At 60.5% G+C, this 15904-nt stretch carries 13 protein-coding genes; 9 read left to right on the forward strand and 4 right to left on the reverse strand.

Going from position 1 to position 15904, the window contains the following annotated elements; translation table 11 throughout:
- The first annotated feature begins 211 nt into the window (after positions 1 to 211).
- On the forward strand, positions 212 to 889 hold the full coding sequence (locus GY791_06345; protein MCP4328041.1) for a DUF4126 domain-containing protein: 678 nt from the start codon (positions 212 to 214) through the stop codon (positions 887 to 889).
- A 38-nt stretch (positions 890 to 927) separates the two neighbouring features.
- Here the strand turns inward: GY791_06345 and mtgA are convergent, their stop codons facing one another.
- The 3 genes from mtgA to speD form a co-directional block, all read right to left on the reverse strand.
- Positions 928 to 1608 (reverse strand): monofunctional biosynthetic peptidoglycan transglycosylase, encoded by a 681-nt coding sequence (gene mtgA / locus GY791_06350; protein MCP4328042.1) that lies wholly within the window; start codon positions 1606 to 1608, stop codon positions 928 to 930.
- A gap of 67 nt (positions 1609 to 1675) precedes the next feature.
- Positions 1676 to 2539, reverse strand: a complete 864-nt coding sequence (speE, locus tag GY791_06355; protein ID MCP4328043.1) for a polyamine aminopropyltransferase — start codon at positions 2537 to 2539, stop codon at positions 1676 to 1678.
- Positions 2540 to 2541: 2 nt separating this feature from the next.
- The gene (gene speD / locus GY791_06360; GenBank protein ID MCP4328044.1) at positions 2542 to 2997 is read right to left on the reverse strand and encodes an adenosylmethionine decarboxylase; all 456 of its coding nucleotides are present in this window, start codon (positions 2995 to 2997) and stop codon (positions 2542 to 2544) included.
- Positions 2998 to 3474: 477 nt separating this feature from the next.
- Here speD and GY791_06365 point away from each other — a divergent pair, with 477 nt between their 5' ends.
- Positions 3475 to 3969, forward strand: coding sequence for a water stress/hypersensitive response domain-containing protein (locus GY791_06365; protein MCP4328045.1), 495 nt, complete (start codon positions 3475 to 3477; stop codon positions 3967 to 3969).
- Here GY791_06365 and GY791_06370 read toward each other — a convergent pair.
- A complete protein-coding gene (locus GY791_06370; protein ID MCP4328046.1) occupies positions 3950 to 5554 on the reverse strand; it encodes a hypothetical protein in 1605 nt (534 codons plus the stop codon). The two genes, GY791_06365 and GY791_06370, sit on opposite strands and share 20 nt — an antisense overlap.
- Positions 5555 to 6193: 639 nt before the next feature.
- On the opposite strand from GY791_06370, the gene GY791_06375 reads away from it, so the two are divergent.
- The 7 genes from GY791_06375 to GY791_06405 all read left to right on the forward strand — a co-directional run bounded on the left by GY791_06375 (position 6194) and on the right by GY791_06405 (position 15904).
- Positions 6194 to 7033, forward strand: a complete 840-nt coding sequence (locus GY791_06375) for a proline hydroxylase (protein ID MCP4328047.1) — start codon at positions 6194 to 6196, stop codon at positions 7031 to 7033.
- A gap of 574 nt (positions 7034 to 7607) precedes the next feature.
- Positions 7608 to 8213 carry a hypothetical protein gene (locus GY791_06380; GenBank protein MCP4328048.1) on the forward strand — a complete coding sequence of 202 codons (606 nt, stop codon included), beginning with the start codon at positions 7608 to 7610 and terminating at the stop codon, positions 8211 to 8213.
- A gap of 61 nt (positions 8214 to 8274) precedes the next feature.
- Positions 8275 to 9090, forward strand: coding sequence for a hypothetical protein (locus GY791_06385; GenBank protein ID MCP4328049.1), 816 nt, complete (start codon positions 8275 to 8277; stop codon positions 9088 to 9090).
- Positions 9091 to 9115: 25 nt separating this feature from the next.
- Positions 9116 to 9916, forward strand: a complete 801-nt coding sequence (locus tag GY791_06390; GenBank protein ID MCP4328050.1) for a hypothetical protein — start codon at positions 9116 to 9118, stop codon at positions 9914 to 9916.
- 276 nt (positions 9917 to 10192) lie between these two features.
- Entirely contained in the window at positions 10193 to 11542 is a 1350-nt protein-coding gene (locus GY791_06395; GenBank protein MCP4328051.1) for a hypothetical protein, read from the forward strand.
- Positions 11543 to 11582: 40 nt separating this feature from the next.
- A complete protein-coding gene (locus tag GY791_06400; protein ID MCP4328052.1) occupies positions 11583 to 14825 on the forward strand; it encodes a hypothetical protein in 3243 nt (1080 codons plus the stop codon).
- A gap of 203 nt (positions 14826 to 15028) precedes the next feature.
- Positions 15029 to 15904 carry a D-amino-acid transaminase gene (locus tag GY791_06405; GenBank protein ID MCP4328053.1) on the forward strand — a complete coding sequence of 292 codons (876 nt, stop codon included), beginning with the start codon at positions 15029 to 15031 and terminating at the stop codon, positions 15902 to 15904.

Genomic DNA, 15904 nt, shown 5'->3' on the forward strand with positions numbered 1-15904 from the left:
TGCGACGGAAAGGGCCAAAAACACGGCGAGAACGAGTGTTGGAATCTTGCCCATTTTCATACCTCCGAGCTGCTCACATTGAAGTCATGATACCAAAAACGAAGTACCGGCGCCTTACTTCGATCCAACCGTATCGATCAAAAAACGCTGGAAATAATTCCGGCGAACGCCACCTAGGAATAGACCGGCGAAACTGAATGCGGGATGAACGATGGGTATCGTCGAAATCATTGCCGTCACCATGGGGGTGGCCTGGGCCAGCGGCATCAATCTCTATGCCACAATCGGAATGCTCGGAATTCTGGGCGCGACCGGGAACATCGCCCTGCCGCCCGATCTGCTGATTCTCCAGGATCCGATTGTCATCGCCGCGGCGTGTTTCATGTACGTCGTCGAGTTTTTCGCCGACAAGGTGCCCGGCGTCGACAGCGGGTGGGACGCCATTCAGACATTCGTCCGCATTCCGGCAGGCGCGGTGTTGGCCGCGGGCGCGGTCGGAGAGCTCGGACCTGGCGCCGAGCTCGCGGCGGCGATTGCCGGCGGCACGCTGGCCGCGTCGACCCATTCGGTCAAGGCCGGAACCCGCCTCATGATTAACGCCTCGCCCGAGCCGTTCACCAACTGGGGCGCCTCGGTCAGCGAGGACCTCATGGTCTTCGGTGGGTTGTGGCTCGCCTTGAACTATCCGATCATGTGGATCGGCATCGTCATCATCTTCGTGCTCTTGCTGATCTGGCTGTTGCCGAAGATCTGGCGCGGGGTGCGGGCTCTGTTTCGGAAGATCGGATCCATTTTCAGTGGCAAGGAAGCGTCCGCCGCCAAGGAGGCGGATGCGGCATTCGTTGCCGAGGCGGAAAAGACGGTTCGTTCGTTGCAACGGAACGATTAATGACCCCGGCGCGGCGCGGGTTTTCGGCCGGCCGGCGCCTATCGCAAGCAATCGAAGTGAGGCCCCAATTGACTCATACGCCGTTTCAATTTGATCGCCCGTTCGGCGACATAGGGAGACGGTGGATTGACATTGTAAACACGCGGATTGGGTAGGGCAGCGGCGAGCAACGCCGCTTCGCGCCGCGACACCGAATTCGCCGAGGTGCGGAAATTTATCTGGGCGGCCGCTTCGACGCCGAAAACCCCCTGCCCCCACTCCGCTATATTCAGATACACCTCCATGATTCGCCGCTTGTCCCAAAGCGCTTCGATTACGAGCGTCAGATACGCTTCGGCGACCTTGCGGACAATGTCCCGCCCGGGCCAAAGGAACAGGTTCTTCGCCACCTGCATGGTAATGGTGCTGGCGCCGCGCGGTCGCTCGCCGGAAAACGCTCGCCCCACTTCGTTCTCCAAGGCATCCCAATCGAAGCCGCCGTGGCTGCAGAACAAATTATCCTCGGCGGCAATAACGCCTTCCGGCACGTAGGCCGAGATGCGGTCAAGCGGGACCCAGGACTTGCGCAGTCCCTCGCCCTCGACCAAACGGATCACCATGAGTGGCGTGATCGGCACCGGGAGAACCCGATAGATCGCGATCATCAGGATGGGCCCCAGCAATAGCAACAAGATCAGACCCAGCGCGAGACGGCGAACGAATCTGAGGGGACGTATCATGGCGCCAGCATTGAGACCCAAGAGGAGCGGCGGCGCAAGGTCGAGCGCCACGCGCCCGCGCCGTTGGCTAAGCCGATCCGCTTTGGTTGCCCATCAGGGCGGCGATATAGGGCGGGACTGCAAAGGCGCCGCTATGAACGGCCGGCGTATAGTATCGGGTGGCGATATCGGCGGCGGCGAACCGCGTCTCCAAAGTCGCCGCGGAAACCGACCTCAAATCGCTATCGTCGCTCGCCCAACCGAACGCCATGACTCCGCCGACATACATCGGCACCGCCGCCAAGTAACAGGAAACGTCGCGAAATATCGGGCGCAGGCCTCGCGCCGTCGCGGTCAATTCGTCGCCCTGATAAAACGGGACACCGTTTTGGGTCACCAGCACGCCGCCGGGATTGAGGCGGTTCTTGCAAGCGGCATAGAATTGGCCCGAGAACAGGGCCTCGCCAGGACCGACAGGGTCGGTCGAATCGATGATCATGACGTCATAGCGTTCGCCGTCGCGGCCGACGAAGGCCACGCCGTCATCGATCACCAGGTCGGTGCGCGGATCATCGAACGCACCGCCGCAAATCGTCGGCAAATACTCGCGGCTGATATCGACCACGGCGCGGTCGATCTCGACCAGGGTCGCCCTGTCGACGGTCTTGTGCTTCAGGACCTCCTCGAGCGTGCCACCGTCACCGCCGCCGATAATCAAGACCGTGCGGGCGTCGCCATGGCCCAGCAGAGGAACGTGGGCCAACATTTCATGATAGACGAACTCATCGGCCTCGGTGGTCTGGACGATATCATCGAGCATCATGACCCGGCCCAGGGTCGGGTTGTCGAAGATCACCAGCCGCTGATGCTCGGTGGCGCTGTCGTAGAGCACCGACTCCGCCTCGACCTGCATGCGGACCCCGTCATGCAGGGTTTCGACCATCCAGGCCATGGTCAGGCTCCTTTGCCGCGGAGATGTTCGGAGACGACGATACGCGTCGGCGCGAAGGCGGCGCGGATCACTTCGACCGCACGCTGGGGCTCGGCGTCGCCGCACATGAATATGTCGAGCGCGGCGAAACCACGTTCCGGCCAGCTATGAATGCTGATATGGGATTCCGCCAGCACGGCCACACCGGACACGCCGCCGTTGGGCGTAAAGTGGTGCAGGTGGATATGCAACAGGGTTGCCTTCGCGGCTTCGACGCAGTCGCGCAGCGTCTGCTCGACGTAACCGAGGTCGTCGAGGCGGTCGGCGCCGATCAGATCGATAATCAAATGGGTGCCGGCGAATTCGATGCCGTCGCGTTCGACGAAATAGTCCTTGCGGTCGTCGCCCGAGGGCGCGGATTCGCTTTGCGTGAGCAGTTCTTCCGTTCGGGCGGTGCTTGAAATCGGTTCCAAGTCCATCCCCAATTGGAAGAGGGCGTGATTTGCAGATGTCATCTGCGACCTCCCCAACCAGTAGATGACCCGGCGCGGTGCCCGGGAGCGCCGGATATAGGGCTTCGCGGGTGAGCTTTTCAAGCGAAAACTGCTTGCAAACCCTAAGATTTTCGGATTCTTCGCGGAGCCGGGAAGAGCCAGTTCGCCGGCCGACCGTGCCGGTCTCAAATCGCCGTCTTCGGACGCGTCATACCGGGCGGGTTTCGGACCCCGATGTTGTTCCGCCAGGCACTCTAGACCGCGCCCCAAATCCGGCCAAACCCAGCCGGAGCCCTCCCGATGGGCGGCACCCCAGCGCCGGTGGTAGCGGCGCCCATGAGGCACCACCAAACTTGAAGGTCCGAGCCATCGGCATGAAATCGAAATGAATGGCATCGGAATTTCATTGTGTGCAGAATGGCCAACGTCTGCGATGGCCGCGGACGAACAGGAGATGACAACGTGACCCACCGCGACCGGCCGGGACCAAAGGCATTGCTCATACAGATCGCGCGCAGCGTAGCGATCGCAGCCCTCGTCGTAGTCGGCGCTTGCTCAACGATCGGCGTCGAACGGCCGCGGGTCTTCGTCGAAGATATCCGTCCCATTGGCGGCGGCGCGCTTTCGCAGCGGTTCGAACTCGTTCTGCGCCTTCAGAATCCCAACGATTCGGACCTTCACGTGCGTGGCATGAGTTTCGACCTCGATCTGAACGGGGGCCGCTTCGCGTCCGGGGTCAGTAATCAGCGAGTAACGATCCCGCGCCTCGGCAGTGCCACGATGACGGTCGATGCCTCGACCTCGACATTCGATCTGCTAGCCCAGGTCTTCCGCCTCTCCAACAACCCCACCCTGGATTATAACCTCCACGGCAAGGTGCTCGTCGACGGCACCTTGAGCGGCAGTGTGCCGTTCGAAGACGGCGGCGAGATAACCCTCACTCGGCCCACGTCCTAGCCCCGGTCGCCGGCGCCATCGACTGGGAGGGGATATCCTGTCGTGAAATCAGGCACTGGAGCGCGCCCAACGATCCGCCGATGAATCCGGCCGTCACCGGCGCGGCAATCAGAAAATATTCCTCCGGTACGCCCCTGACCGCCAATCCCAGGGCATAGGTCAACTTGACCACGATCAGGCTGACGACGGCAGCGGGCACGCCATGTGCAACGAGATCGACGACGAAATTGATCGCCCGATGGTCGCTCAGCCGTAGATTTGACATCAGGACAAATATCGTGCCGACCAGCGCCGGCGGCACGGCCCACGGAAAGATCTGCTGGATAACGACGCGGGCGTTCTCGGACGATCCGGTGGATACCATTTCCGTGTTCGCGTCCAACACCGCGAGCAAGAGTGCAGGCAAAACCGCCAGGCCGTAGCAGCCGGCAAACGTCAGGATCGCGGCGACCAGTTTGTCATCCCACTCGAGCGCGCCCATGAACTGTTCGCGGTCGAGCAGGTAGAGTTGAGTGCCGGCGCCGAACATCAGCGGCAACATGAACATGGGCACCGCGAGGACGCTCCAGGCGACGCCGATTTCGATGAAATAGACGATGATGCTCGATTCGATCGCGCTGCCGGTTTCGATCAGCAACAGATAGGCGGATAGGGTGGAACCGATTATCGTTACCAGCCCCACAGTGACGATACCGACGATGATCTGGCCGGTCTTGAATTGCCATCCGACGACCCGCACGGCATGGATTTCGAGCTCTCCGGCCAGGACATTGCGCGCCTTGTATTCGTTGTTTTCAACCTGCAAGACGGCACAGACCAGGTAACGCGCAATGCGTTTGAGCATGGCCTCGAGATGGTCGTGGAAGAAGTCGGCGTCGCGCAATCCTTCTTGCACATCGTTGTGGATCGCTTCGAACTGCTCCTCCAACCGGTCCTGGAACGCCTGGTTCTTGGCAAAGAACAGGAAATAGGCCTTGGCTGCGCGAAAGCGGCGCGAGTTCTTGAGCCGCCGAATGCGGTCGCAGATTTCCTCGAAGACCCGGAGATCGCGTTCGATCGAACCGAGGCTTGGGCCGGCATTGGATTCGTCGTTTCCGACCCGTTCCAGATTCATCCGTATGCCGGTGATGACGTCCTCGGCGATCGCCCGCGCCTTCAGCGGTATGCTGGCGAATTCATCGAGGAAATCACGCAGGCGCTGGTCGATTCGCGCGACCACCGGCACCGCCGGCAGCACCGCCGTTACCGCCATCGCCGCCCACGCCGGCGCGCCGACATCCTTGCCTTCGATGGTGCCGATGAAGGTGACCAGATATTGCTGAAGCTCGGGAAACGAGCCAATGATGATGAGCCCGAAATAGACCGCGACATAGACCCCGGTGTAGGTGAAGGACGCTAAATAATAGCGAAACCGCGTCGTGAACGATCGCGGATAGACCGGCGGATCGAGCTCCTCGATATCCGCCTTCATCAGGCTGTAGCGACCCTGGCTGAAGACGAACACCACGCCGAGGCCGACCCAGAAAGCCGGATCAGCCAATGTCGTGCCGAGGGTTCGGAGGACATCGTCGAACAAATTCGACAACGCGCTACCTCATCTGTTGCCGCTCGCGGCTGACCCCGGTAATGCTGAGCGGAGGTGCTAAAGACGTCGTTTAGCTTTTAATCTTAGATATCAAGACACAAGCTTAGTACATTGTATTAATTATTACACGATTTGCAACAATCCCATTCGATGCAGCCTTCCGGCGATCGCCGTATGCGGCAGGTTTGCCAGGCGCAACCGGGCTCTGCTTGGCGCTGTTGACATTGCGGCGGAGGCTGGCAGCTCGCCGCCAAGCTCGGGACCGTGCCCCGATCAGGAGCACTGCAAGAGCCTGCTGTCTCGACGGTGTCGACCGGCCGATTGGCGAACGATAGATCGGTACTGCAGGTGGCCGCCGGCGATACGGTCGCGATCCTGGTCTCACCTTCTGCCGAGTCGCCATACGATCCGGCATCGGCCGTCAAAGGCAGCGATCCGCCGCAAAGCAAAAATATCCACAGCACCGCCAGTCGCATGATGTGAAACGTTGTTGCGTGCATTTTCGTATCCGGCTAAGCCCAAGTCAGGGTCGGATTATACGCCGCTTTATCATCGAAATGAATGTCACCAATGCGTCCATATTGCCTGCATGAAAACAAATCGCCATGCTAGAATAAGTTCGATCGACGGACCCGCCTAATGCACAGGTGGTTCGAGTCGTCGGCGAACAAATGTTGGGTGATCGAGGGTGTCGCGGTGCGGCTGACTGCGGATCAAATCGAAGGGTTCCAGCGCGACGGCTATGTGGTCCTACCCGACCTTTTCTCGCCGGAAGAAATTGCGGCGCTACGGCGCCCCCTGCCCCGCCTGTTTGCCGAGGATATTCCCGCCAACGTCATCGAAAAACGCAGCGGCGTGGTGCGTACGGCGATGGGCCTGCATCTGCGCCATCCGATCTACGCGGACCTGGTGCGCCATCCGCGGCTGATCGAGCCGGCGAGCCAGTTGCTCGAGGACGATGCTCTCTATGCCCAGCAGGTCAAGGTCAACGTCAAGGCGGCGTTCGAGGGGGAAACCTGGCAATGGCATTATGATTTCGCCACCCATCACCACGAAGACGGCGTTGTCGCCCCGCTCGCCCTGAACCTGCACGTCTTTCTCGACGACGTGACCGAATTCAACGGGCCGCTGCATTTCATCGCGGGATCCCACAAGAAACCACCGCAACCGGCCTTCCTGGATACGACGACGACGAGTTACGACCTCTGGTGCGTCGGGCATGATGTCGTCGCCGAGTTGACCGCGGCCGGCCGCCTGTTTGCCGCCAAGGGACGCGCCGGCACGGGATTGATATTCGGCGACTGCCTGGTCCATTGCTCGCCACCGAACCTTTCACCTTGGGACCGGCATATTTTTTCGCTGATCGTCAACCCGGTGTCGAATGCCTATACGCGGGCCGAGCGGCCCGATTGGAAACATCACCGCGATCTGACGCCGATCGAAACCGTGGCCGACGATTGTCTTATCGCGAAGAATTGAACGACACCGGCGGCGCGATCCGCAATCTTTCAAGGCAGGACGGCATTTAGAATAATCGAACGGCGCTCAGAAGAGCGCAACGCCGCGGTGCAAGCAGTCGACCATGCATAAACGGCAGTAATCGCTCGCCGAGTTTGAAAGGTGCCGCAATGGCGTCTGTCGTGTTGGGGCGCTCTTGCCAAGATTTACTCAGAAGAACAACATATTCGCAGCTGCCATCTTTGCCATTTCCTCTGAATCTGGGCAGAATAGATTTACATTACAAATTAGGCGTGAGGGGGCGCAAGAGCGCGCCAACCGTCGCTTTAAAGCGACCACAACCTAGTCGTTGCCAAGGAAATTTCGGGACGCGCCCTCAACTTGCCCGTCTGGGACATGATCATTTCTCGTCCGCATGGATTGCAAGGATCCCGTGCTCTGCGATTTTTCCGTTTCTCCTCGCTTGGGCTCGCGGACGATGTGGCCCAAGTGATCAAGATCCTCCGACGCCTGTTAAGGCGGGCACAAACTCGTCCCTCATATCGTAATGAAAGGTGCGAAAATGTTCTCATGCGAGAAAATACTCAATTTGTTTATGCCGATGATCGCGGCCGCGTCGCTCATATCGTTGAGCGCCTGCGCATCCTACGACAAGCAACATGTCGACTATGCGGATTCGAGCGCCTACGTCAGTACCGTTACGGTGGAAGGGATCACATTGTCAGCGGAGCCTTACGACACCGAGGCGGAAGTCGTGAGCGCCTTCGATGAGCCGCTAAACGAAAAGGGTTACTACCCGATAAGGGTCCATTTGAACAACGGGTCCCAGGACCGCATCATCGTGCTGCGGGAAACGGTCGAATTGGAATCCCCGAAAGGGCAGACTTTTCGGCCGGTTGGGGCGGCGGTGATGGCGGACGATTTCGAGGACGACGCGGTTGCCTATGCGCTGCTCGGGTTCGGCATTTTCTCCTACGCTTCGGCCAAGGACGCAAACAAGGAGCGTGAGGCCGACTATCACGCCAAGGAAATTCCTGAATCACGAATCATCGCACCCGGAAGCTCCTTGGGCGCGTTCGTCTATTTCCAGCTGCCGGAGGGGGTCGACATCAACAGCTGCACACTGAGGGGGACCGTCGAGCACATGGACGGCGGCGGGGTGACGTCGTTCGAGTTGCCGTTTGGCCAAAGGTCAAGTTAGACCTCGGCGAAAGTCGGGACCGCAACCGCGGAGCCACGGCCTCGGGGCGGAAGGAATTCAAATGGTTGTTCAAAACGACAAAGTGCCTGTCATGCCGCCAAACGGCATGATTGCTATGGCGGCAATAGGAACAAGCGCGGGCAGGATTGTCCGGAATCTGGCGGTTGCCGTGCTTTGGTTTGGCGCCCTGTTCTTGGCCGGCTGCGGGACGAGTTCGGTGGAGGCGTCCTGCTCGTCCTTTGGCTATGGCGCCGTCCCGGCGAATCCCGAGCGCATATACGGCGATACGTACTCGGTGCTGACGCCGCAGGGTGAGGGCTGGTGCATCGTCGGATCGACGGATACGAGCCAAACGTTCTTTTACCATCCATGGATAGGGCGAACCTTCACCGCCGACGATCCACCCGACGAGGACTACACCACCAATACCTTCGCCCTCGCGGTTTACCCGCTTCAATTGACCGCGGCGGAAGGCGACCGAGCCCGGGACTTGGCCGGGTTCGTCAAAGAATGGGTCGGCGGTCTCATGCCGAACCGTGCCGCGGGCCGCGTACGCATGACCGCCAAAATCGATACCGGCCGCTTCACCGTGTTGGATAATACCGTTGAGCTCCAGCCACGGATGGAGGCCGAATGCGTCCGGTTCGAGATGCGTTCGGAAGAGCGGCGCAATCCGAAGTTACCGGGCGCGGTGATGCTGATTCACGTCGTCGGTATCGCGTGCCGGCATCCAACCGATTCCAATCTTTTGGCCGTGATCGCGTTCAGCGAGCGGCTCGTCGTCGGCAAGCAACTCGATCCGTCGCTCTTCGACCGGCTCGAAAGGACCGCGGTCGAACCGGTTTTTCGAAGCCTTGAGCTAGCCAAGGCGTCATGATCGACGGACCGTAATGCCAAGCGCCATGAACCGCTACGCTTCGGGCTTGGCTGTAGTTCTCTGTGGGCTCATGTTATCGGGATGTGCGTCGGTACCACCGGACGAGCAAGTTAAAGCGGAACCACAGCCGCAACAGACGGCCGAAGAGGAATGCACGCGCCTCGACGCCGTTGCACTAAGTGCGAAGTTTGCGATCGTGGATATGCCTGTCGGCGTGACAAAGCGCGCAGTGGAAGATTGCTCGGCGGGCGACATTTATGCATGCGTCGCACTGCCGGGCGTTCCTTTTTTTGCGGCAATCGCCGGTTTAGGTATATCGCCTTTGCTAGCCGTGATGCCCTTATTCGAGGACAAACAATACCATCGAGTCTGCGCTTCGAAAGAGGACGATGAAGAGGAGGGTGTCGCTCAAGCGCGGAAAGATAAAATGCAAGATCAGGCGGACAATGGGAGCGCGAACCGCCAATGGTATTTCGCCGTCTACTACGCTGAAGGCCCCGAACAGATCGATTACCTTTGCCGTTCGGCTAAGCAGGGCTATGCGCCTGCCCAGTATTACCTCGGCAGCAAACTTAATGTAGGCGATTACCGACCGGATGCGCGGGTCACCCCCGACCCTGTCCGCGCTGCGCCGGTCACCCCCGACCCTGTCCGCGCTTACATGTGGTACACGCTGGCGGTAAACTCGTACGACAAGAATGAAGCATTCTTTGGACGAGACGCGGTATCCGATCGCAACGCACTAAGCGCTTCCATGACTCCCGATCAAATCGCCGGAGGCGAACGCCTGGTCGCCGCGTGGACGTCCGAGAGCCCATGTCCATGAGCCGAAAAAGTCGGCGCGACCTGACGCCGATCGAAGGCGTGGCCGACGATTGCCTTATCGCGAAGAATTGAACGAGTCGATCGATCGGCCGCGACAATTGAGAGGTCACGCGTGAATCGAGCGACAACCTCACAATTTTGTTAGACAAACCTGCTGCTTGGTCCTTCAAATAGCTGGCTTTTTCGATTACGATCATCTTAGACGATAACAAATCGCGACCGAGATTGCGTTACGGCGGGGTAACGGACTAACCTGGAGGACAAAGGGGGAATTCATTTGAGGGGCTTGTTTCTGGCGCTGGCCGTTGTCGTCGGGTTCGTCCTCGGCGGCATTGCAGATGCGCGATCCCAGACGCCCGAGCCGTCGCAGGCCGAGTTGCAGGCCGAATACGACCGGCTGTTCCAACAGATGTTCCGCGACCCGTCGAACCTGGACCTGACCTTCAAGTTCGCCGCCGTCGCCAACAAGCTGGGCAATTTCGAGTCCGCGATCAGTGCCCTCGAGCGGATGTTGCTGATCAACCCCAACCTGCCCCGGGTCAAGCTCGAGCTCGGCGTCCTCTACTACCGGCTCGCCGCTTATGCGATCGCGAAGTCCTATTTCGAAAGCGCCATCGCCGGCGGCGACGCGCCCGCATTGGTGATCGAACGGGTCAACTTCTATACCGAGGAAATCGACCGGCGCCTGAGCCGGCACAATTGGACGGGGGCGATCAGCGCCGGATTCCGTGGCCAAAGCAACGCAAATGCCGGACCGTCATCGAACCTCGTTCGTGTCCTCGGCAACAACGCCACGCTCGACGACCAATTTCTTGGACAGCCCGACGGTAATATTTTCACCGGCGGAAACGTCACGCATTCCTATGATTTCCGTAACAGTATCGTCGATAGCTGGCAAACCGACGGAACCGCGTTCTACACTCATCAGTTCACCTTCGACCAACTCGACCTCGCGTTCGGCGAAGTTCGGACGGGGCCACTGTTCCTCGTCGATCCGGACCTGGCCAATCAATTCTCGGTACGCCCCTATGTGACATCGAATGTGTTGGCGCTCGGGGAGCTCATCAATTTCTACAGCTACGGTGCCGGGGTACGAGTGTTCAAGCTGATCGATACGGTGACCTCGATGTCGGCCGATTTCCAGTACCGGCACCAGGTCTACATCAACACCTCGGCGCGGCCGCTCAACAGCGAGCTCACCAACGACGGGCCGTTGTTGCAGGCGGCGGTGCAGCATTTCGTCACGCTGGATACGTCCGTCGGCCTGAATTTCACCTTCTCCGACGAAGAAGCGACGATGAACTACAATTCCAATACGGAATACATCATCGCCGGTTTCGCCAGTTTCCAGTATCCACCGCCGATGGATCTGACGAATTGGCCCTGGCGCCTCGACGTTTCCGCGCTCGGCGCGCTCACCGATTATGATGCGCCGGACCCGAGCGTCGATCCGCTGGTCACCCGACAGGATCGCGAATGGCGCGTAAATGTGGTAAATACAATCGGTTTTTCGCGCGAATGGTCCGCGTTCCTGCAGCTCGGGTATACTGAAAATCAATCGAATTTACCGAATTTTACGTTTCAAAATTTATCAGGGGTCGTGGGCGTGAGGAAATCGTTCTTCTGATCACATTTTCGCCGCATACCCCCGTTAAGGAGCTGTGGCCATGATGACAAGATCCCATCTTACGCGCTCGGCGTCGGCGATCGTGCTCGCGCTGTGTATCGCGGCGCCGGTCGGCGCCAAGGAAATCGGCACGACAGCCGCTGTCAACCCTGCGACCTACGGCACGCCCCCGGATGCGGGCCGACGCACCCTGCTGCTCGGCGCGGATGTGGTGTTCAAGGAAGCGGTCGAGACCGAAGGACGCGGCCAGACCCAGATCTTGTTCCTCGACGAATCGACGCTGACCATCGGACCGAACTCGAAGATCGTCCTCGATGAGTTCGTCTATGATCCGGCCGCGGCCGACGGCACGCTGTCGATCTCGATGGCCCAGGGCGTCCTCCGCTATGTCGGCGGCAAGATCAGCAAGACGGGCGGCGTCAGCATTGAGACACCTTCGGCGATTATTGGTGTTCGCGGTGGCATCAGCGTCGTCAAGCATGACCCCGGCACCGGCGACACCTCGGTCTTGGCGCCATTCGGGATCATCACGATCAAGACGCCGGGCAGCGATCCTGGCGGCTCCGGAGAAGGCGAGGACGACGACGGCACGACCGCGGATTCGACCGTCTTGGTCACCGTCGGCAGTGACGGCAGCGTCGAATCGACCGAGGTCGATCCCGACGATGTGGCGAGCCTCTTTTCCAATTTCCAGGGCGGGACCGGAGACGGCCTCGGCAATGAAGAGGTCGAAGAGGGGTTCAATGAGAATCCGCCTCCGTCCAATGATCCCAGCGCTGATCCTGGCAGTTACACGCCCAATCATAACATCGGCACCAACACCATAGGTGGCATTGATCTAAATATCGATCCAGGTGAAGTAAATCAAAATAACAACGCGGCGGGTCCGCCTGAGGTGGCGCCGCCACCACCACCGCCGAACATGGCGCCGGATGCCATGAACGACCTCTACAACACCCTGCAGGACACCGTGTTGATTGTTCCCATGGGGGCCACGGACCTCAATGCCAACGACCTCGACGAGGCTGGGATGCCGCCGGTGACGGCGTTCGATGCGGTTAGCGCGTTCGGCGGCGCCGTCGTCGCCAACGCGGACGGGTCGTTCACCTATACGCCTCCCGCAGGCTTCTTCGGCACAGACACGTTCGAATACACGGTCACCGATGCCGGCGAGCTTATGGACACGGCCACCGCGTCGATCGTCGTCAGCGGCATAATCGGCGGACGGGTGATGCTCACGACCGATCCTTTTACCACCGATGATGGGGGTCTCGTCACCGATCCTTTCCTGCAGAATTTCATCGGCGGTCCGGATCTGGATTCCAACACCGGATTCAGCGACGCGATCTACAACCCGGCAAGCGGCGTTCTCGCCTTGCCGATAGTCGGCGTTGCCTTGCCGGCACCGTGTGAGAACGCCGCTGGCGCCGCCTGCCTGTTCCCAACGCTTGCGTTCGGCACGGAGTTCGAGTTCGACGTCATCGCCGTGCCCGGTGAGGGTCCGTTCGAGGCGACCGGGTACGTTTCGAACTTCGACTTCGATTTCTATTATTTCGACGCGACGAACAGCACGGCAGGCTTCGAAGACACCGCCTTCATCTTCGGCGGCAATCCGACCGATCTCAGCAACCCGGCATTGGCCAACGGCACCGTGCGCACCTACGACCTCCGCCCCGATCCCAACCTGTCACCATCGGTCATTCCCTTCGTTTCACAATTTGCCGGCGGCAATTTCACGAATCCGAGCGTGTCGCCCTACTACCTCGTCGAGCCGACTTCCGGCGGTTTCGACACGACAACGCCGATCGGCGTCGAGGAATTTCTGTTCAACGGGGCCCAGACGCTTCAAGCCTCGTTCGCGATCCAAGGCCAGTGGGCGGCCCAAAAGTCAATCCTGGTCGGCGTGGCGGGAGGATTGTTCGAGAGCGAGGACGACGAGGGCGCCATCGTGATCACGGAAGGCACGCGGGGCACGGCGCGCTATGACGCCACGGAGGACACGACGCGGTTCACCGCGCAGATCGGTTCGGTCCCAGACGAGAATGACGATCATTTCTTCGGTCCGGACCTCGATTACTTCGTCCTCCACAACAACGACCCATGGGGCGTGAATTCGAACCCGAGCGATATTTTTACGTCGGGAAACTTCGAGATTACCCATAGCGGGATCGGCACGGTGAACGGCTATCGCCACGTCGCCAGCGCCACCGACACCGCGTTCGTGCCCGGCATGCGCGTCGACCACACCAGCGAGAGCAATCCGCTCCGCGGCTATTTCGCGGTGCTCGGGCAATCGGTCGAATTCCCGGAAGGCCCGGTGTTCTCCGATCCCTATCCGGTGATGACGGAGAACGACCTGCCATTCGGCGCCGAGCAGGGGCTCTTCATGGCCACCGACACGACGACCAACTCCCTCTTCGCCCGCTTTAACTTCGACACCGATGCCATCCCCGACGGGCCAGTCACCGACATCACCGACGGCCGGTTCACGTTCGGCGGGATCGGCGGAACCCGCGGGACCTATATCGACGAGCAGCATTTCGGCGCTCGCAATGTCGGGGGGCCTTCGGCGCCGCAAGGCGATATTAACGGCGAACCTGGCGAATCCTTCACGTTCAACCCGGACGGCTTCCGCTCGCTCATGGTCGCCCATGACGTCGTCGGCGAACCGACCTTCAAGCCCGGCGTCGACTATTGCGAATGCGACTACCTGAAATGGGGCTATTGGACGTCGGAGTTCATTTGGGACGATTCGCAATCGGAGGTTTTCAGGACGGAGCGCTTCCACCTCGGCACCTTCGCCGCCGGCGAGCTACCGACCCAAGGCGATATCAACGACCTGCGGACGGCCGGCGCGGTCGCGAATTTCGACGGCCATATGATCGGCAACGTCTGGGACAATACGGGCGAGGTAGCGGAACAATATATCGAGGCGGCGAATTTCGACGCGTTTTGGAACTTCGGCTCCCAAGACGGCACCTTCGCGGTCGACGATTTCGATGGCGCGGCATTCAGCGGGTCGATCAACGCCAAGGGCGATATCGCCGTTAGTCCGCTGGGCGCCCATTTCAGCGGCTCCGACACCGCCATGCGTGGGTCGACCGAGGTGCAGATCGATATCGACGGCTCGTTCTTCCAGGGCGCGACCACCGCCGCGGATCATATCGGCGGCCACGGCGTGATCTACGATACCGGCACCGGCGGCGAGGTCCCGATACCCGGGGAAGAGTATCGCGCCACCGTCACGTTCGCGGCCGACGGAGATGTAACGATTCCGCAGTAAGATCCGCTCGGCGGAGTGCCCCTCTCAACCACCGCACCGGCCCACCCGGTGCGGCGGTTGCCGTTTCGGGGGTGCCCACCTGACAGGCGCGGTCACGCGCGTCGGTCGGCGAGGCGACGGCAATGCACGAATATCTTGCACCGAACCCCTGCTCTTGCCAGATTGCGCGCCGTCGCCAACGACCCGCAGCGAGGAAACCCGGGATGACACGCATCGTCTACGTCAATGGCGCTTATGTGCCGGAGGACCAGGCCACGGTTTCGGTCTTCGATCGCGGATTCCTGTTCGCCGACGGCGTCTATGAAGTCACCGCCGTCCTCGATTGCGGCCTGGTCGATTTCGACGGCCATCTGGCGCGCCTCGACCGCTCGCTGGGTGCTTTGAACATGGCATGGCCGGTGAGCCGGAACGAGCTCGCCGCCGTTCATCGCGAGCTGATCGCCCGCAACAGCGTGGAGTCGGGCGCGGTGTATATGCAGGTCACGCGGGGCGTTGCGGAGCGTGATTTCGTCTATCCCGAGAACACACCGACGTCACTGGTCGCCTTTACCCAGGCCCGCGACCTGGTCAATTCGCCGCTCGCCGAAACCGGTATTTCGGTGATTACCCTGCCCGATATCCGCTGGCAGCGCCGCGACATCAAGAGCATTGCGCTCCTCGCCCAGGCCATGGGCAAGCAGGCGGCGGCCGAACAGGGCGCCTACGAGGGGTGGTTGGTCGAGGACGGCTATGTCACTGAAGGCACATCGTCCAACGCCTATATCGTGACCGCCGACGACCGCATCGTCACGCGCCAATTGAGCAGTCAAATCCTCGCCGGCGTCACCCGTGCCGCCCTGTTGCAATTGGCGCGGGAGACCGGCATCACCATTGAGGAGCGGCCCTTCAAACCCGAAGAGGCCTATGCGGCGAAGGAGGCGTTCCTCACCAGTTCCTCCACCTTCGTCTATCCGATCGTCCGCATCGACGGTAAGGCCATTGGCACCGGTACGCCCGGCCCGGTCGCCCGGCGGCTGCGGGAGCTCTATATCGACGCCGCCCGCAAGACCGCGGCGGCGCCCCTCGCCTCCACCGCGTGA

The organism is Alphaproteobacteria bacterium (genome assembly GCA_024244705.1).
Classification (GTDB): domain Bacteria; phylum Pseudomonadota; class Alphaproteobacteria; order JAAEOK01; family JAAEOK01; genus JAAEOK01.

Bases quoted from the DNA above. Each gene is read 5' to 3' on its own strand.
- GY791_06405 (MCP4328053.1), top strand. From the start codon at position 15,029: ATGACACGCATCGTCTACGTCAATGGCGCTTATGTGCCGGAGGACCAG.
- GY791_06380 (MCP4328048.1), top strand. From the start codon at position 7,608: ATGCCGATGATCGCGGCCGCGTCGCTCATATCGTTGAGCGCCTGCGCA.
- speD (MCP4328044.1), bottom strand. From the start codon at position 2,997: ATGGACTTGGAACCGATTTCAAGCACCGCCCGAACGGAAGAACTGCTC.
- GY791_06400 (MCP4328052.1), top strand. From the start codon at position 11,583: ATGATGACAAGATCCCATCTTACGCGCTCGGCGTCGGCGATCGTGCTC.
- GY791_06375 (MCP4328047.1), top strand. From the start codon at position 6,194: ATGCACAGGTGGTTCGAGTCGTCGGCGAACAAATGTTGGGTGATCGAG.
- mtgA (MCP4328042.1), bottom strand. From the start codon at position 1,608: ATGATACGTCCCCTCAGATTCGTTCGCCGTCTCGCGCTGGGTCTGATC.
- speE (MCP4328043.1), bottom strand. From the start codon at position 2,539: ATGGCCTGGATGGTCGAAACCCTGCATGACGGGGTCCGCATGCAGGTC.
- GY791_06345 (MCP4328041.1), top strand. From the start codon at position 212: ATGGGTATCGTCGAAATCATTGCCGTCACCATGGGGGTGGCCTGGGCC.
- GY791_06385 (MCP4328049.1), top strand. From the start codon at position 8,275: ATGGTTGTTCAAAACGACAAAGTGCCTGTCATGCCGCCAAACGGCATG.
- GY791_06390 (MCP4328050.1), top strand. From the start codon at position 9,116: ATGAACCGCTACGCTTCGGGCTTGGCTGTAGTTCTCTGTGGGCTCATG.